The sequence below is a fragment of the Arthrobacter sp. Helios genome (assembly GCF_023167125.1).
Classification (GTDB): Bacteria; Actinomycetota; Actinomycetes; order Actinomycetales; family Micrococcaceae; genus Arthrobacter_B; species Arthrobacter_B luteolus.
The window spans coordinates 835,240-851,714 of sequence record NZ_CP095402.1; the positions used below are offsets into that span (position 1 = coordinate 835,240).

General features: G+C 66.1%; 17 protein-coding genes. 14 read left to right on the forward strand and 3 right to left on the reverse strand.

Annotated features, from left to right (window positions below):
• Window positions 1–24: 24 nt before the first annotated feature.
• The 3 genes from pgsA to ArtHe_RS03635 all read left to right on the forward strand — a co-directional run bounded on the left by pgsA (window position 25) and on the right by ArtHe_RS03635 (window position 1,697).
• Window positions 25–630, forward strand: a complete 606-nt coding sequence (gene pgsA, locus ArtHe_RS03625; RefSeq protein ID WP_066302862.1) for a CDP-diacylglycerol--glycerol-3-phosphate 3-phosphatidyltransferase — start codon at window positions 25–27, stop codon at window positions 628–630.
• Window positions 627–1,103 (forward strand): nicotinamide-nucleotide amidohydrolase family protein, encoded by a 477-nt coding sequence (locus ArtHe_RS03630; RefSeq protein WP_248318813.1) that lies wholly within the window; start codon window positions 627–629, stop codon window positions 1,101–1,103. Before pgsA ends, ArtHe_RS03630 begins: the two co-directional genes overlap by 4 nt.
• Before the next feature lie 168 nt (window positions 1,104–1,271).
• Window positions 1,272–1,697, forward strand: coding sequence for a helix-turn-helix domain-containing protein (locus tag ArtHe_RS03635; RefSeq protein ID WP_066302864.1), 426 nt, complete (start codon window positions 1,272–1,274; stop codon window positions 1,695–1,697).
• 132 nt (window positions 1,698–1,829) lie between these two features.
• Here the strand turns inward: ArtHe_RS03635 and ArtHe_RS03640 are convergent, their stop codons facing one another.
• Window positions 1,830–2,303: a MarR family transcriptional regulator gene (locus tag ArtHe_RS03640; protein WP_066302867.1), complete on the reverse strand. Its 474-nt coding sequence runs from the start codon at window positions 2,301–2,303 to the stop codon at window positions 1,830–1,832.
• Between the two features lie 90 nt (window positions 2,304–2,393).
• Between ArtHe_RS03640 and ArtHe_RS03645 the strand changes: the two genes are divergently transcribed.
• The 8 genes from ArtHe_RS03645 (at window position 2,394) to dapF (ending at window position 10,262) form a co-directional block, all read left to right on the forward strand.
• On the forward strand, window positions 2,394–2,618 hold the full coding sequence (locus tag ArtHe_RS03645) for a DUF3046 domain-containing protein (RefSeq protein WP_066302869.1): 225 nt from the start codon (window positions 2,394–2,396) through the stop codon (window positions 2,616–2,618).
• 208 nt (window positions 2,619–2,826) lie between these two features.
• Complete coding sequence (gene recA / locus ArtHe_RS03650; protein WP_248318814.1) at window positions 2,827–3,894, forward strand: recombinase RecA; 1,068 nt, start codon at window positions 2,827–2,829, stop codon at window positions 3,892–3,894.
• Between the two features lie 8 nt (window positions 3,895–3,902).
• Entirely contained in the window at window positions 3,903–4,493 is a 591-nt protein-coding gene (locus ArtHe_RS03655) for a regulatory protein RecX (protein ID WP_248318815.1), read from the forward strand.
• Between the two features lie 129 nt (window positions 4,494–4,622).
• On the forward strand, window positions 4,623–5,870 hold the full coding sequence (locus ArtHe_RS03660) for a lytic transglycosylase domain-containing protein (RefSeq protein WP_248318816.1): 1,248 nt from the start codon (window positions 4,623–4,625) through the stop codon (window positions 5,868–5,870).
• An 81-nt stretch (window positions 5,871–5,951) separates the two neighbouring features.
• Window positions 5,952–6,740 carry a hypothetical protein gene (locus ArtHe_RS03665; RefSeq protein ID WP_248318817.1) on the forward strand — a complete coding sequence of 263 codons (789 nt, stop codon included), beginning with the start codon at window positions 5,952–5,954 and terminating at the stop codon, window positions 6,738–6,740.
• Window positions 6,741–6,877: 137 nt separating this feature from the next.
• Window positions 6,878–8,410 carry a tRNA (N6-isopentenyl adenosine(37)-C2)-methylthiotransferase MiaB gene (gene miaB, locus ArtHe_RS03670; RefSeq protein WP_282568725.1) on the forward strand — a complete coding sequence of 511 codons (1,533 nt, stop codon included), beginning with the start codon at window positions 6,878–6,880 and terminating at the stop codon, window positions 8,408–8,410.
• On the forward strand, window positions 8,407–9,315 hold the full coding sequence (miaA, locus tag ArtHe_RS03675) for a tRNA (adenosine(37)-N6)-dimethylallyltransferase MiaA (RefSeq protein ID WP_248318818.1): 909 nt from the start codon (window positions 8,407–8,409) through the stop codon (window positions 9,313–9,315). Before miaB ends, miaA begins: the two co-directional genes overlap by 4 nt.
• A complete protein-coding gene (dapF, locus tag ArtHe_RS03680) occupies window positions 9,312–10,262 on the forward strand; it encodes a diaminopimelate epimerase (RefSeq protein WP_248318819.1) in 951 nt (316 codons plus the stop codon). The genes miaA and dapF overlap by 4 nt, the downstream gene beginning before the upstream one ends.
• On the opposite strand, the gene ArtHe_RS03685 is transcribed toward dapF, so the two are convergent.
• Window positions 10,259–10,879, reverse strand: coding sequence for a methyltransferase (locus tag ArtHe_RS03685; RefSeq protein WP_248318820.1), 621 nt, complete (start codon window positions 10,877–10,879; stop codon window positions 10,259–10,261). The genes dapF and ArtHe_RS03685 overlap by 4 nt on opposite strands.
• A 158-nt stretch (window positions 10,880–11,037) precedes the next feature.
• Between ArtHe_RS03685 and hflX the strand changes: the two genes are divergently transcribed.
• Together hflX and ArtHe_RS03695 are read left to right on the forward strand one after the other, a co-directional pair.
• Window positions 11,038–12,612: a GTPase HflX gene (gene hflX / locus ArtHe_RS03690; RefSeq protein ID WP_248318821.1), complete on the forward strand. Its 1,575-nt coding sequence runs from the start codon at window positions 11,038–11,040 to the stop codon at window positions 12,610–12,612.
• Window positions 12,605–14,641, forward strand: a complete 2,037-nt coding sequence (locus ArtHe_RS03695) for an ATP-dependent DNA helicase (protein ID WP_248318822.1) — start codon at window positions 12,605–12,607, stop codon at window positions 14,639–14,641. The genes hflX and ArtHe_RS03695 overlap by 8 nt, the downstream gene beginning before the upstream one ends.
• Window positions 14,642–14,734: 93 nt before the next feature.
• Here the strand turns inward: ArtHe_RS03695 and lexA are convergent, their stop codons facing one another.
• Window positions 14,735–15,457, reverse strand: coding sequence for a transcriptional repressor LexA (gene lexA, locus ArtHe_RS03700; protein ID WP_066302889.1), 723 nt, complete (start codon window positions 15,455–15,457; stop codon window positions 14,735–14,737).
• Window positions 15,458–15,916: 459 nt separating this feature from the next.
• On the opposite strand from lexA, the gene ArtHe_RS03705 reads away from it, so the two are divergent.
• Window positions 15,917–16,381, forward strand: coding sequence for a LysM peptidoglycan-binding domain-containing protein (locus tag ArtHe_RS03705; protein WP_248318823.1), 465 nt, complete (start codon window positions 15,917–15,919; stop codon window positions 16,379–16,381).
• Window positions 16,382–16,475 lie beyond the last annotated feature (94 nt).

Genomic DNA, 16,475 nt, shown 5'->3' on the forward strand with positions numbered 1-16,475 from the left:
GGCGAATCCGGTTAGTCTGGAACTGTGAGCAATTCCCCAGCCGAGCGGGTTCCGACGCTGAACATCGCCAACGTCCTAACAGTCATCCGCATCGTTATGGTGCCGCTGTTCATCTGGTTCCTCGTTGCGGACGATGGACAAGACGGCCTGTTCCGGTGGCTGGCGGTGGCGACGTTCGCCGTCGCCATCTACACGGATAAGCTCGACGGCGACCTGGCGCGCAGCCGCGGACTGATCACCGACTTCGGCAAGATTGCCGACCCCATTGCCGACAAGCTGCTGATCGGCTCCGCCCTGGTGATGCTCTCCATCCTCGGGGAACTGTGGTGGTGGGTCACAATCGTCATCCTGGTCCGCGAAATCGGCATCACCGTGATGCGGTTCGTGGTGATCCGCTATGGCGTCATGGCCGCTTCCCGCGGCGGCAAGCTCAAGACCGTCATCCAGACTCTGGCAATCTTCCTGTTCCTGCTCCCGCTGACCTCGTGGCTGGGGGAGTGGGCCTGGTGGATCAGCGCCACCGTGATGGCTGCCGCCGTCGTCGTCACCGTCGTGACCGGCATTGACTACGTCCTGCAGGCCATCCGCCTGCGCGCCGGTGCCCGCGGCGAAACCGGCCGCACGGCATGACCAGCCAGGCCCCCGCAGTTATAGCCGCAGCCGCGGCCCGGGGACTGCGCATTGCGGCTGCCGAGTCGCTGACCGCGGGTATGTTGGCTGCGGAACTGGCCACCGTTGCCGGGGCTTCGGCGGTTCTCCAAGGCGGTGTCGTCGCGTACCAGAATTCGGTGAAGGAAAAGGTTCTTGGCGTTCCTGCGGAGCTGCTTCGGGATGCAGGTTCCGTTGATCCGGCGGTAGCGGAACACATGGCCGAGGGGGCCCGGAAACTTCTCGATGCGGATATTGGTGTTTCCACCACCGGTGTGGCAGGTCCGGAGTCCCATGACGGCAAGCCGGTGGGTACTGTGTTTATTGCGGTCGCTACGGCATCCGGAGCCAAGGCTCAGGGTTTCCGGTTCGAAGGTGACCGCGCAGCCATCCGGCAGCAGGCCTGTGCTGCGGCTATGGAACTGCTGGCCGGGGAAGTTGTGCGGGAACGGTAGGCTGCGGGGCCAGAGGAATGGTCCGCACGAAGCAGCCGCCGGGGCCGGGAACAAATCCGAAACCGTGTCAGTTGTTAGTATCAGGAACCGCTAAGGTTTCCGGTTTACGATCTAGACAATCCGCGGTATTCGCCACGGACGGACCGATAAGGGAGCAGGACGATACACATGGTGAAGCAACCCGTATCCGTGAACGGCGTTATTCGCTGGCGGGATGTAGGGTTGGCGGAAGATGCACACAGGGAGCCTAAGGAGCGCAAGATGGTAGTTCTACGCCATGAAATTGGTGATGTACTCCGCGATGTACGCCAGCGCCAGGGCCGTACCCTGCGTGAAGTCTCACATAGTGCCCGGGTATCCCTCGGGTACCTGAGCGAAGTCGAACGCGGACAGAAGGAAGCCTCTTCTGAACTCCTGTCTTCAATCTGCAGTGCTCTCGATGTGCCTTTGTCCCTGATGCTTCGTGAGGTCAGTGACCGTGTGGCCAGCGCCGAAGGCGTAACCATCCCCGATACTGTTCCAACGGAGTTCTCCCGGGAATTTGCCCGTGAGTTCCCGGAGGATCTGGCCCGGGATCTGGCCCGCACTCCGTAACAACCCCCGGGCAGCTGACGCTTCCCGCCCACGATCTATTGAAAGACCCCGCTGCGCAACGCCGGCGGGGTCTTTCGTCTGCCCGATCCTAGGCGGGGGACGGGGGTTGGGCGAGGGGGACGGGGCGTCCGATCAGGCGTGGTTGGGAACTTGGCTGACGTTGAGCTTGTGCAGGAGCGTGCTCAGGGCCTGAACCTCGGCCTCATCCCAGGAAGAAAGCAGCAGCCGGAAATGTTCCTCCCGGGCACGCTGGGCCCGCAGCAGCTGTTCCTGGCCCAGAGATGTGAGGCTGATGGCCTGGGCCCGTCCGTCTTCCGGATCGGCCTGCTTTTCCACGAGCCCCAGGCCCTCCAGGATGACTACCTGACGGCTCACCGAAGGCTTCCCGACGCCGATGGCTGCGGCCAGGTCAGTGAGGCGCAGCGGACCCCGGCGCTGCAGCAGGACCAGCAATCCGTAGGCCGCAGGTTCCAAATTGGGGTGGACGGCCTTGGCTACCCGCTGGGAGGCAGCCCGGGCGCGCCGCCACAGGACGCTCAGTTCCTGTTCGAGGCTTTCAATGGCCGGGGCCGGGGCAGGAGCCGTTGCCGGCGGATGATCCGTCATGAACCCATTCTAGGCCGGGTACCCCGCGGCCCAGCGGCCCGGCAACCGTGCTGATGCTTTCTCCGGGAGTGGGCGTGAGAGGATAAATTGATGCGTATCAGCGACTTTTGGCGGCTCATGGACGATGAGTTCGGGCCGGCATATTCCCGGGTGCTTGCCTCCGATCTGGTTCTGACCGGTCTCGGGGGAAAAACTGCCAGTCAGGCATTGGAGAAGGGCGTGGATCCCAAACGGGTCTGGCTCGCAGTCTGCGAGATGCAGGAAGTCCCGCCGGAACGACGGCTGGGACGGGACATCCAGCCCAAGCGGGACTAGACACGCGGCGGCATTCGTTCGAATATTTGTTCGGATGCCGATATGCTCCTACACAGGGGCAGCAACTGGCCCGCCCCGCTCCGGCTGTCCACACCGGGCATGCGTTCGCTGGCAATGTCAGTGCCGTCGCATACGGTTTCAGTAAGGAACCGACAGCAGGCCCACGGGCCAGGAACATCAGCAACAGCCACAACAACAGAGGTGAAGAATGGCCGCTCCAGACCGCGCCAAAGCACTCGAAGCAGCACTGGCCCAGATCGACAAGCAGTTCGGCAAGGGCTCGATCATGCGGCTGGGCGACGATACCCGCGCACCGATCGAGACCATTTCCACGGGCTCCATCGCCCTGGATATTGCCCTCGGCATAGGCGGACTGCCCCGCGGCCGCGTCGTGGAGATCTACGGCCCGGAATCGTCGGGTAAAACCACCGTGGCCCTGCACGCAGTTGCCAACGCACAGAAGAACGGCGGAATCGCCGCGTTCATCGATGCCGAGCACGCCCTGGACCCGGAATATGCCAAGAAGCTCGGCGTCGACACTGACGCGCTTCTGGTCTCGCAGCCGGATACCGGCGAACAGGCCCTGGAAATCATGGACATGCTGGTGGGCTCGGGCTCGCTGGACATTGTGGTCATCGACTCCGTGGCCGCCCTGGTGCCGCGCGCGGAAATCGAAGGCGACATGGGCGACAGCCACGTTGGCCTCCAGGCCCGGCTCATGAGCCAGGCGCTGCGTAAGATCACGGGACGCCTGAGCCAGACCAAAACCACCGCCATCTTCATCAACCAGCTCCGCGAAAAGATCGGTGTCTTCTTCGGCAGCCCGGAAACGACCACCGGCGGCAAGGCACTGAAGTTTTACGCCTCGGTCCGCATTGACGTGCGCCGGATCGAAACGCTGAAGGAAGGCACCAACGCGGTCGGTAACCGTACCCGTGCCAAGATCGTCAAGAACAAGATGGCTCCGCCCTTCAAGCAGGCCGAATTCGACATCATCTACGGCCAGGGCATTTCCCGTGAAGGCAGCCTGATCGATATGGGTGTGGAGCACGGAATCGTGAAGAAGTCCGGTGCCTGGTTCACCTACGACGGAGACCAGCTGGGGCAGGGCAAGGAAAACTCACGCCGGTTCATGCGGGACAACCCGGAACTTGCGGATGAGATTGAACGGCGTCTGCGCGTGAAGCTGGGCGTTGATCCGGAGCCCGAAGAGCAGGCGCCGAAGGGCAAGAAGGCGGCTCCGGCAGCTGACATTACGGCAGCTGCCGAAGTCTAGCCTCAAGGATGCAGCAGCACCGTGGCCGGAAACCGGGCGGGGGAGCCCAGAGCGGCCCCACGCCCGGTTCGCCGGCTGATTCTGTTCCCGAGGCGGATCCGTACTCGGTGGCCCGGGCCATAGTCCTGCGGCAGCTGACCAGCTCCGCCAAGAGCCGCCGCCAGCTGGCGGACAAACTGGCCGAGCGCGAGGTGCCGGAGGACGTAGCGGCGGACGTGCTGGACCGGTTCGAAGAAGTCCGGCTGATCGACGACGCCGAGTTTGCCCGGATGTGGGTCCAGAGCCGTGCCCAGACGCGGTCCCTGGCCCGTTCGGCCCTCCGCAGGGAACTCGCGGAGAAAGGGATCGCCCCGGAACTGGCGGAGGAAGCCCTCGAGCAGCTCAGCGGCGACGATGAACGGACCGCGGCGCAGGAACTGGTGCGCCGGAAGCTGCGGAACGCTGCGGTGCCCCAGGACCGGCAGGAACGGGACAAGCAGGTCCGGCGGCTGGTCTCGATGCTGGCGCGGAAGGGCTACTCACCCTCCCTCGGGTTCGCTGTCGTCAACGAGGCTCTGGAGAACCACGGAGCTGACGCCGAAGACGACACGGTGTTCTGACACGTTCCCTGGGAACGGCGGGCCGCTGCCGGCCGAAAACGCCAGTAGGGGATACCCCCGGCGTATCGTATGCTGATCCTCATTATGGTTACAGTGAGGTTTTTGGGACAGAAGTTGTGTTTCCCGTTATTGACAGCTGCGGCAACGGCCGGCGTCCTCGCGGCTGCGCTGCTGTCCGCCGCGCCCGCCGCAGCGGATGACTACCCGAGCTGGGACCAGATAGCGGCGGCCAAGTCCGATGTGTCTGCGCGAGAAGCGCAGATCAGCGAGCTCGAAGACCACCTCACCAAGCTGCAGGATGAAGCCGGTGCCCTCGGCAACGCCGCCGTGGACGCGTCCACCCGCTATGGCTCACTGCGTGATGAACTCCTTGCCACCGACGCCCGCGTGGCCGAACTGGCCGGGGAACGCCAGGCCGCGGCTGCGGAAGCCTCCGAACTTCGAAGCCAGGTGGGCGCACTTGCCGCCCAGACCTATAAAACCGGCGGTATGGACAGCACTGTTCTCTTCCTTCTGGATTCCGAGGAGGGGGTGGCACACCTGGACCGCATGACAACCCTGCAGCTGGTCACCGAACGGACCTCCCGCCTCTTTGGACGGGCCGCGGCGGCGGAGAAATCCGCCGCGGCACTGGAGGAGGCCGAAGCGGCTGAACGGGAGGCGCGGAAGGTGCTGGCAGAGGAAGCCGACGCCCTCTACAAGGACGCGGAAGCGGCCACCTCAGCTGCGGAGAAGGCCGTGCAGGCGCAGGAGGACCGCACTGGGGTACTGATCGCCCAGCTGGCAGATCTGCGGGACAGTACGGCCGAAGCCGAACTGGCCAGGATGCAGGCTGCCCGCGCCGAGGAATCGGTCCGCCAGCAAGCGGAGGCCGCCGAAAAAGCAGCCGCGGAGACCGCCCGGCCGGACGCCAAACCGGTGATTAATCCCACACGTCCCAGCAGCCCCCAGGCTCCGGCAGCACCCCAGCCGTCCGTACCTCCAGCCGCACCAGCACCTCCAGTCACGACGCCCGCTCCTGCACCGCCGGTGCAGGAGACCGTTCCGCCGCCGCCCGCGGCCCCGGTGGACGATCCGGCCGGCGCCCAGGGCTATGCGCTTGCCAGCATGCCCGGCTACGGATGGGACAGTGGCCAGTTCCGCTGCCTCGTGGACCTCTGGAACCGTGAGTCCAACTGGCGGACCAGCGCAGCTAACCCTTACAGCGGCGCCTACGGTATCCCGCAGTCCCTCCCCGGCAACAAGATGGCCGCCTTCGGAGAGGACTGGCGCACCAACTACCGCACCCAGATCAACTGGGGACTTTTCTACATCCAGCAGAGGTACGGCACACCCTGTGCTGCCTGGGCACACTCCGAGAAAAATAACTGGTATTAAAGCGGGTCCGTTACCGAAGCGCAACCTGAGCGTTATCAATCCGCGATCTGACTCAGGAACGGTGTGTACAGTCCCGGTCTTATGAGTAAAGCAGATCAGGGACGGCGTGAAGAGAGGCGGCAGCGCGCGATCCAGCGCCGCCGCCACCGGATTAAGGTGGGGGCCGCTGCTGCCCTCGGCGGGGCCGTTATTCTCGGCAGCGCCGGCGCAGCAGCCAGCAGCGACAAGGATCTGCGGGCCACCGCTGGAATCCAGCTCGCCAGCCTGACCCTGCCCATCTTCAATGAAACCGATGCCGGGGCCGAGCAGCCGGCCGAAGCAGCGGTGCCGGACTCCGCGGCTCCGTCCGCAGCCGGGGAGCCTGCCGGGGAAGCAGCTGTGCCGGCGCCGGAGCCGGCTGAGAGCACCCCCGATGCCGCCGCCGTGGCGGCCGCTGAGGCAGCAGCAGCGGCGGAACAGGCTGCCGCGCAGCTCGCCGCCGAGCAGGCAGCGGCGGCAGCAGCCGCCGAAGAGGCTGCGGCTGCCGAAGCCGCCAGAATCGCTGCGGAACCGGTTCCCGTCAATGACCCCGCGGGAGCGAAGGCCTACGCAGCCGCAGCGCTGGGTGGACACGGCTGGGGTGCCTCGGAAATGACCTGCCTGAACACCCTGTGGACCAAGGAATCCGAGTGGCTTACCAGCGCCACCAACGCCAGCAGCGGCGCCTACGGGATTCCGCAGGCCCTGCCCGGCACCAAGCTGGCCACAGCCGGCGGAGACTGGCAGACGAACTATAAGACGCAGATCAACTGGGGGCTGACCTACATCGAGTCCCGGTACGGAAGCCCCTGCTCGGCCTTGAACTTCCACTACGCGAACAACTGGTACTAGGCCCGGGCTGGGCCTGGCTCCGCCGTCCCGCACGACCGGCAGCGGGTGAGCCGCGTCCAGGGAGCAAGGGTGCCGGCCGGGAAAGGCCGGGAAATTGGGGCCGCGCCTCCAGCGCGACGTACCCTAGTACGGTGAGCCTGTCTGTATCCCGCCCCGCCCCCGCTGAGACCTTCGACGCATCTAAGCAGACGCACCTGCGCACCTATCAGGTGCGCACTTTCGGGTGCCAGATGAACGTGCACGACTCTGAGCGGATCTCCGGCCTTCTCGAAGGTGCCGGCTACATTCCCGCCGACGGTGCGGAAGCCGACGTCGTTGTCTTTAACACCTGCGCCGTGCGGGAAAACGCGGACAACAAGCTCTACGGCAACCTTGGCCAGCTCGCCCATGTGAAGGAATCCCGTCCGGGGATGCAGATTGCCGTCGGCGGCTGCCTGGCGCAGAAGGACCGGGACACCATCCTGGCCAAGGCTCCGTTCGTGGACGCCGTCTTCGGCACCCACAACATCGGCGCCCTGCCGGCGCTGCTGGAACGGGCCCGCCACAATGACGCCGCCCAGCTGGAGATTCTGGAATCCCTGGAGGTCTTCCCCTCCACACTGCCCACCAAGCGGGACTCGGTGTATTCCGGATGGGTCTCCATCTCAGTCGGCTGCAATAACACCTGCACCTTCTGCATCGTTCCCGCCCTGCGCGGGAAGGAGCGCGACCGCCGGCCGGGAGAGATCCTTGCCGAAGTGCAGGCTCTGGTCGACGACGGCGCGATCGAGGTCACGCTGCTGGGCCAGAACGTCAACTCCTACGGCGTGGAATTCGGCGACCGCGGGGCGTTCGCGAAGCTGCTGCGCGCCTGCGGGTCAATCGACGGACTGGAACGTGTCCGCTTCACCAGCCCGCATCCTGCGGCCTTCACCGACGACGTCATCGACGCGATGGCACAAACCCCCAATGTGATGCCGCAGCTGCATATGCCGCTGCAGTCCGGATCGGACAAGGTGCTCAAGGACATGCGCCGTTCCTACCGGTCCAAGAAGTTCCTGGGCATCCTGGACCGGGTGCGGCAGCAGATGCCCCACGCCGCCATCTCCACGGACATCATCGTCGGATTCCCGGGGGAGACCGAAGAGGATTTCCAGGCCACGCTCGACGTCGTGGAGCAGGCCCGGTTCGCCACCGCCTTCACCTTCCAGTACTCCAAGCGCCCCGGCACCCCGGCCGCCGACCTCCCGGACCAGCTGCCCAAGGCAGTAGTCCAGGAACGTTTCGAGCGCCTGACTGCCCTGCAGGACAGGATTGCTGCGGAGGAGAACGCCAAGCAGGTCGGCACCACCGTCGAAGTGATGGTCACCGCCGCGTCCGGGCGGAAGTCTGAGGAGACCGGCCGGCTGTCCGGCCGCTCACGCGACCAGCGCCTGGTGCACTTCTCAGTGCCCGAGGGTGCTCCGGTACCCCGCCCGGGGGACCTGGTGACGGTTCCCATTACCTCCGCTGCCGCGTTCCACCTGGTGTCTGATCCAGCCTCGGCTGCCGATTACTCGCTGCGCCGCTCGCGCGCCGGAGATGCCTGGGACCGGGCGCAGGCCGATTCCTGCGGCGTTCCCGCCCCCGCGTCAGACGGCGCCCGCGCCGGCGTTTCGCTGGGTATGCCCGTCCTGCCCCCGCGCCGGTGACCGGCAGCGAATTCCCCGTTGTCGCCGTCGTCGGCCCCACCGGTTCCGGCAAATCGGACCTGGGCGTGGCGCTGGCACAGCGCCTCGGCGGGGAGATCATCAACGCTGACTCCATGCAGTTCTACCGTGGCATGGACATCGGGACCGCGAAACTTCCCGTGGCGGAGCGCGGCGGTGTGCCGCACCACCTCCTCGACATCATGGATGTGACGGAGGAAGCCAGCGTCTCGGCCTTTCAAACCCAGGCCAGGGCGCTGATCACTCAGATCCAGTCCCGCGGCCGGTATCCCATCCTTGTCGGCGGGTCCGGGCTCTACGTCCGCGCTGCCCTGGATGTGCTGGAGTTTCCCGGAACGGACCCCGAACTCCGCCGCCGGCTGGAAACGGAGGTGGCCGAAGCTGGCCTTGAGGTCCTTCGAGCCCGGCTGCAGGAGGTTGATCCGGTGTCCGCGGCGCGCCTGGGTGATGCCCGGCGGATCGTCCGGGCGCTGGAGGTCCATGAGCTCACCGGCCGTCCGTTCAGCTCCTTCATGCCGGACCGCACCTACGTCCAGCCGGCAGTGCAGATAGGGCTGTCGGTGGAACGCAGCCTCCTGCATCAGCGGCTGGCCCGCCGCGTTGACCTCATGGTGGAACAGGGACTGGAAGCTGAAGTCCGGCGGCTGGACGCGGCCGGGCTGCGTACCGGCAAAACAGCCGGCCGGGCCCTGGGCTACGCCCAGTTCCTGAAAGTGCTCGACGGCGAATGGACCACGGGGCGGGCCATCGAGGACACCGTGGTTGCAACCCGGCAGTTCGCCCGGCGGCAGCTCACCTGGTTCCGTGCCGACCCGCGCGTCGCCTGGCTGGACTTCGACGATCCCGAACTGGTGAACCAGGCAGCCGCGGCTATTCTTGAAGGGTGAGCACAACTTCCCCCGCCGCCCTGTCCGCTTCCGGTCTGCCCTCCGGCACCACCGGCCTGTCCTTTGCCAAGGGCCACGGCACCGGCAACGACTTCATTCTGGTGGCAGATCCCGACGGTCTGCGGGACCTCAGCGCCGCTGAAGTTGCGGCAGTATGTGATCGGCACAGCGGAATCGGGGCCGACGGCTTCATCCGCGCGGTCCGGTCCGAGCACCTGCCCGAAGGCCAGGCTGTCCTGCAGACCAACCCGGACGCCGTGTGGTTCATGGATTACCGCAACGGTGACGGCAGTAGCTCGGAAATGTGCGGCAACGGCGTACGGGTTTTTGTGCACTTCCTGCTCGAAGAAGGATTGGTGCAGCTGGCACCCGGCGACGTGCTGCCGATCGGCACGCGTGCCGGGCTGAAGACGGTCACCCGGACGGACACGGGCTACGCCGTGGACATGGGGCCGTGGGAGTTCATCTTCCCGGACCATGCCGCGGCCAAGGCCATGGACACCGTCGTCAACGCAGGAGGCCTGGAGGTGCCGCGCCCGGGACTCTCCGTGAGCATGGGCAATCCGCACACAGTCGTTGCCCTGGCCGAGCTGTCGGAACTGGCCGCGACCGACCTGGCCAAGGCTCCCTCGGTTGAACCCGTTCCGGCGAATGGCACCAATGTGGAGTTCGTTGTGCCCGCCGAGCCGCTGGTGCTCGACGGCGTGGGACAGCTGACCATGCGCGTCCACGAACGCGGTGTGGGCGAAACCCTCTCCTGCGGCACCGGGGCCTGCGCGGCAGCAGCCGCCACCCGGTTCTGGGCCGGAGCCGGAGCCCCGGACGCGTGGCACGTCCGGGTGCCCGGCGGTGAACTCGGCGTTCGGTTCCTGGCCGGCGCTGACGGCCGTGAGCACGTGGAACTCAGCGGCCCCGCCGTTCTTGTGGCCCGCGGAACGCTGCTCTAGGCAGGGCCGCTGCTGCGCTCGACGAGGATGATCCGGAAGGACTTGGCGGTGCTGTAACGGCCCACCGTAAAGCCGGCGCCGAGGTTCTCGCCCAGCCAGCGCTGCAGGGAGTCCGAGCCCAGGTTCTTCTGCACCACCAGCCATGCGGTTCCGCCGGGGGCCAGGCGCGGCAGCCACTGCAGCAGCAGGGCATGGAGCTCTTCCTTGCCGACGCGGATGGGCGGGTTGGACCAGATGGTGGCAAACTCCAGTCCGGGATCCACGGCGTCCGGGAGCAGGGCGTGCACGTTGGCCAGGCCCAGGGATGCGGCGTTGTCACGGGTCAATCCCAGGGACCGTTCGTTGACGTCCACGGCGTAGACCTGGGCGGCCGGGGACTTCAAGGCCATGGTCAGGGCAATGGGACCCCAGCCGCACCCGATGTCGAGCAGGTTCCCGGCCGGCGCCGGATCGGGAATACCTGAGAGCAGGACCTGCGTTCCCTTATCAAGGCCATCGGGGCTGAAGATTCCGCCGGACGTGGCAAGTGTGCGCTCCTGGCCGGCCAAGGTGACGTGCAGCGGCCTGCGGACCTCCGGTGAGGACGGCTGTGAACTGAAGTAATGCTCTGAACCCATAACTAACCAGATTAGTGGTTCCGCGGCCCGCTGCGGGACCGGAAAGCACCGGTCAGCCGTTGTCTGTGCCGCCTGGCACGTCTTGCACAACTCTCTGGACGGCCGACACAATGTGGGTCCTCTGGCCTACCATGGTTAGTACCGCTTCTAAGGAGATTATGACCATCAACAATTCCCGTCCCGCTGCCGGCTCGAGCCCCTCCGACCTCAAACCCGAGGAAATCCAGGGCGTCATCGACCGGATCCTGGCTAAGGAAGACGCCGCAGAAGCCAAGCGCAGCGTGCCGCACGGAACTGCAGCCGGAATCCGGGGGCAGGCCCAGGCACTTTCGGCGCAGGCAGACGAGCACTCCGATGCCGACGGGGATCAGCAGGACCTGCAGGACCGCCGGGCCCTCCGGCGTGTTGCCGGCCTGTCGACGGAACTTGAAGACGTCACTGAGGTCGAGTACCGGCAGCTCCGGCTGGAACGGGTCGTCCTGGCCGGTCTGTGGACCGAAGGTACGGCCGCAGATGCGGAGAATTCGCTTCAGGAACTGGCTGCCCTGGCCGAGACCGCCGGGTCGGAGGTTTTGGACGGCATTGTGCAGCGCCGCCTGAAGCCGGACCCCGGAACCTTCCTCGGATCCGGCAAGGCGCAGGAGCTCAAGGACATTGTGATGGCCACGGGCGCGGATACCGTGATTGTGGACAGCGAGCTTTCGCCGTCCCAGCGCCGCGGCCTGGAGGACATCGTCAAGGTCAAGGTCATCGACCGGACGGCCCTGATCCTGGACATCTTCGCCCAGCATGCAAAGTCCCGCGAGGGCAAGGCCCAGGTGGAACTGGCACAGCTGGAATACCTGCTTCCGCGCCTGCGCGGCTGGGGTGAATCCATGTCCCGCCAGGCCGGTGGCCAGGTGGGCAGCGCCGGTGCCGGTATGGGTTCCCGCGGTCCCGGTGAAACAAAGATCGAACTCGACCGGCGGAAGATCCGCACCCGCATGGCCAAGCTGCGCCGTGAGATAGCGGGCATGAAACCGGCCCGGGAAACCAAGCGGGCCAACCGGCAGCGCAACCAGGTGCCTTCCGTCGCGATTGCCGGCTACACCAACGCCGGAAAGTCCTCGCTGCTGAACCGGCTGACCGACGCCGGCGTCCTGGTGGAAAACGCACTGTTCGCTACGCTGGACCCGACCATCCGCCGGGCGGAAACGCCGGACGGCATCGGCTACACGCTGGCCGATACCGTCGGATTTGTCCGCTCCCTGCCGACCCAGCTGGTGGAAGCCTTCCGCTCCACGCTGGAGGAGGTGGCCGACGCCGACCTGATCCTGCACGTTGTGGATGCTTCCCATCCGGACCCCGAAGGACAGATCGCAGCGGTGCGTTCCGTCCTCGCCGACGTGGACGCGCGGCGGATCCCGGAAATCATCGTGCTGAACAAGGCCGATGCCGCCGACCCGTTCGTGATCGAACGCCTGCGCCAGCGCGAGTCCAGGACCGTTGTGGTCTCGGCGCGCACCGGGCAGGGACTGGACGAACTGCTCCAGGCGATCTCCGAAGGGATTCCCCGGCCCGGCGTCGAACTGGACCTCCTGGTTCCGTACCAGCGAGGCGACGTCGTCTCCCGCCTGCACAGCCAGGATGCGGAAATCCTGACTTTGGAGCATGAGGAAGGCGGGACCCACATGCGTGTGCTGGTTCGTGATGCCCTGGCACCGGAGCTGGAGCAGTTCGTCCACCATGCCTAAAAAGGATGCGGGCACGGAGGTCCTGGAACTTCTGGACACCGCCGTCGCCGCCATGGGAGGGCAAAACCGGCCAGGTCAGCATGAGATGGCCCGGCAGGTGGCCGAATCCTTCGAATCCGGCCGGCACCTGCTGGTGCAGGCCGGTACCGGCACCGGTAAATCGCTGGCCTACCTGGTGCCGCTGATCCATCATTCCCTGGAAAGCAGCAAACCAGCCCTGGTCTCCACGGCGACGCTGGCGCTGCAGGCGCAGATTGTGGGCCGTGACCTGCCGCGGCTGCTGAGCGCCCTGCAGCCGAAACTGCCCCGTGAGGTCGACGTCGCCCTGCTGAAGGGCCGAAGCAACTACGTCTGCGTCCACAAGACCGGCGGCGGTTTTCCGGAGGACGATGATCCCGGTGCGCTGTTCACGCTCGGCGATGACCGGGGTGTTGCCCATCCTGCGCCGGAGGCAGGCCCGACGTCGGCGCTCGGCCGCGAAGTCGTCCGGCTGCGCGAGTGGGCCGAGGAAACCGACACAGGGGACCGGGACGAGCTGCTGCCCGGGGTCACGGACCGTGCCTGGCGCCAGGTCTCCGTGACCTCCATGGAATGCCTCGGTGCCCAGCGCTGTCCGGTTGCCGAACACTGTTTCAGCGAACGTGCGCGGGCGAAGGCCGCGGTGGCGGACCTGGTTATCACCAACCACGCCATGCTGGCCATCAGCGCTTTTGAAGGACTCGCTGTCCTGCCGGACTACGACGTTGTTGTCATTGATGAAGCGCACGAACTGCAGGACCGCGTTACCGGCGCTGTTACGGGTCAGCTTTCCGGGACGGTCATCAGCGCCGCCGTGACTGCCGCGCGCAAGCACACGTCGGCGTCGGTGGAGGAGCTGGCGGCGGCCGGCCGTGCGTTCGACGCGTCAGTGGAAGGAATTCCTGCGGGCCTGCTTCCCTCCGGCCTGAACGAGGAGCAGGAACTGGCCGTAGGCAGGGTGCGGGAAGCCTGCCGGGCCGCCCTCTCCGATTCCAAGCCCGAGGGTGGCGATGCCGGTGACGGAGGGCGCCAAATGGCCCGGTCGCGGCTGCTGGCTGTGCTGGAACTCTGTGAGCGGCTGGTCAGCGCGCCCGACGCCGGTGAAGTTGTCTGGGCGTCGAGGACCAGCACATTCGCCCCCGGCGAGGGCTACTCCCCGCCGGACGACTCCTCGCCGGCGACCCTGAACGTTGCCCCGCTGTCCGTCGCCGGACGGCTGCGCGACGGTCTCTTTGACGGCCACACTGTGGTCCTGACCTCGGCGACGCTGGCGATCGGGTCGGAATTCGGTCCCGTAGCCGGTGGTCTTGGCCTGGTGGGCGCGGCCGCACCGGCCTGGACCGGCACCGACGTCGGCAGCCCCTTCGACTATCCGCGGCAGGGTGTGCTCTACGTAGCCCGGGACCTGCCGAAGCCGGAACGGGGAACATCACCGGCTCAGCTCGACGAACTGGAAGCGCTGCTCAAGGCCTCCGGAGGCGGTGCCCTGGGCTTATTCTCCTCCCGCAGGGCAGCAGAGGAGGCTGCCGCGGCGATGCGGCTCAGGGTTGATTTCCCGATCCTGTGCCAGGGCGAGTCCTCTATGTCAGCGCTGGTGAAGCAGTTTGCCGAGGAGGACGCCACCTGCCTGTTCGGAACCATGTCTCTGTGGCAGGGCGTCGACGTTCCGGGGGAGGCCTGCCGCCTGGTGGTGATCGACCGCATTCCCTTCCCGCGGCCCGATGATCCACTGATGACGGCACGCACCCGGGCCGTGGCGAAAGCCGGCGGCAACGGGTTCATGACGGTCTCCGCAACCCATGCCGCTGTCCGGCTCGCCCAGGGCGCTGGACGGCTGATCCGGGCATCGGGTGACCGCGGTATGGTCGCCGTTCTTGATTCCCGGCTGGCGAATGCCCGTTACGGCGGGTTCCTGCGTGCGGCCTTGCCGCCGTTCTGGTCCACCACCGACCGCAGCGTCGCCCTGGGAATCCTTGAACGGCTCAGCGCTGCCCAGAAAGCGGCGTCCTAGCAGGGACGTGAGGCGGGCGGTGAAGCAGGCAGCCAGTGGAGCGGGCGGCTGCCGGGGCCTTCCCGTTCCTGTGCTGCCTCCTTCGGGAAGCGGCTAGAGGGACCGCATCACGGAAACAACCTTGCCCATGATGGTCGCGTGGTCGCCCATGATCGGTTCGTAACGGGTGTTCTGGGGCAGGAGCCAGGTGTGGCCGTTGCGCTGCCGGAAGGTCTTGACCGTGGCCTCGTCATCCAGGAGCGCAGCCACAATGTCACCGTTCTCGGCCGTCGGCTGGCGGCGGACCACAACCCAGTCGCCGTCACAGATCGCCGCGTCAACCATTGAATCGCCGGAGACCCGGAGCATAAACAGCTCGCCGTGGCCGACCAGCTGGCGCGGCAGCGGGATCATCTCCTCGACGACCTGATCGGCCAGGATAGGACCGCCGGCAGCGATCCGGCCCACGAGGGGGACCATAGCCGTGTCCACGGCCGTCGTCAGCTCCGTAACGTTCGACTCCGCAGCGGAATCCGCCTCCGCTGACTTGGCCCCGGCACCCGCTCCCGCCCCGGTCCGCTCGGTGTGCATCAGCAGGGGCACGAGGATCTCCATTGCCCGCGGACGCTTGGGGTCGCGGCGGATGTAGCCCATTTTTTCCAGCTGGCTCAGCTGATGGGTCACGCTGGACAGGCTCGCGAGCCCCACCGTGTCGCCGATCTCCCGCATGGAAGGCGGGTAACCGTTGGCGGTAACGGAAGCCTGGATGGTCTCGAGGATCTTCTTTTGCCGGGGCGTCAGCGACTTGGGACGGATGGAACCGGTCTGAGCGGACACAGCCGGACGGCCTTCGGAGTTGGTCCTACGGGGCACTTCGGCTTCCCTTCGAGCATCCGGCCGGGCCGGGGCGGTTGGTGCTGGTCACTGCAATGTCAGTGGTGGATGGTTCCCTGATTTCGAACGGCAAATCAGTAAATCAGAGCAAATCAGAGCCAGTCTGAGTAATCCTGAGCAATTTTGAGCAGTACAGACAAAATTCAGATTCACTGCGGCTCCGGTTTAGTGCCGGAACCGCGGGAATGGCTTCTCCACTTGTCTTAACGCTAGGGGAGCGGAAGGTCATTTTCAAACATTTGTTCGAGTGAGTCTCGACATCGTTCGTAGATAGATGCTAGAAAAGGAACAGCAGGAATCGAATACATGTTCGATTCAAGGTTGCCAACTGTTCGAAGTCAGTTTCGAAGCCGTGGAGTTACGGCTGTATCCGGACCTGGTTCGAACCGGAAAGGTTTTGCCATGACAGTTCAGCTTGCGGCACCCCGCACATCCCTGAGCTTTGCCCGCCCTGCCCGCACCTCCCAGACTTCCCGCACCTCCCAGACTTCCGGCCCCGCCCAGGCTTCCCGCTCCGCCTCCACCGCCGCTGCGGCGCCGAGGCAGGCAGCGTCCGCTGCGCCGCTCCGCCTGACCCGCCGCGGACGGCTCCTGCTTGTGGGCGCCCCCATCATGCTCGGCGGGGCAGCGCTCCTGACCTTCGTCGGCTTCTTCACCGCACCGGCTCTGGCCGCAGGCGGCTCCGGCGAGGTGACCCGGACCCAGCAGATCAGCGTCAGCACGGGAGACTCGCTCTGGGGGCTGGCGGCCGAATACGCACCGGAGCGGGATCCCCGCGAAGTGATCGCCGACATCATGGAACTGAACAACCTCTCGGACGCCGTGGTTCCCGCCGGTGCCCAGCTGTACATTCCGGTTTCCGGCTAGCACTCCTGCAATGGTTCCCGCAATGGTTCCGGCAGCAGAGAAGGCGGGCCGGATCCGACGGGGCTGTCCCTTCCGGAGCTTTATCCAGCGTCAC

Coding starts and splice junctions, on each gene's coding strand:
- ArtHe_RS03665 (WP_248318817.1), top strand. CDS start 5,952: ATGAGTAAAGCAGATCAGGGACGGCGTGAAGAGAGGCGGCAGCGCGCG.
- ArtHe_RS03630 (WP_248318813.1), top strand. CDS start 627: ATGACCAGCCAGGCCCCCGCAGTTATAGCCGCAGCCGCGGCCCGGGGA.
- ArtHe_RS03655 (WP_248318815.1), top strand. CDS start 3,903: ATGCAGCAGCACCGTGGCCGGAAACCGGGCGGGGGAGCCCAGAGCGGC.
- ArtHe_RS03695 (WP_248318822.1), top strand. CDS start 12,605: ATGCCTAAAAAGGATGCGGGCACGGAGGTCCTGGAACTTCTGGACACC.
- hflX (WP_248318821.1), top strand. CDS start 11,038: ATGACCATCAACAATTCCCGTCCCGCTGCCGGCTCGAGCCCCTCCGAC.
- ArtHe_RS03685 (WP_248318820.1), bottom strand. CDS start 10,879: ATGGGTTCAGAGCATTACTTCAGTTCACAGCCGTCCTCACCGGAGGTC.
- ArtHe_RS03640 (WP_066302867.1), bottom strand. CDS start 2,303: ATGACGGATCATCCGCCGGCAACGGCTCCTGCCCCGGCCCCGGCCATT.
- ArtHe_RS03705 (WP_248318823.1), top strand. CDS start 15,917: ATGACAGTTCAGCTTGCGGCACCCCGCACATCCCTGAGCTTTGCCCGC.
- ArtHe_RS03645 (WP_066302869.1), top strand. CDS start 2,394: ATGCGTATCAGCGACTTTTGGCGGCTCATGGACGATGAGTTCGGGCCG.
- recA (WP_248318814.1), top strand. CDS start 2,827: ATGGCCGCTCCAGACCGCGCCAAAGCACTCGAAGCAGCACTGGCCCAG.
- ArtHe_RS03635 (WP_066302864.1), top strand. CDS start 1,272: ATGGTGAAGCAACCCGTATCCGTGAACGGCGTTATTCGCTGGCGGGAT.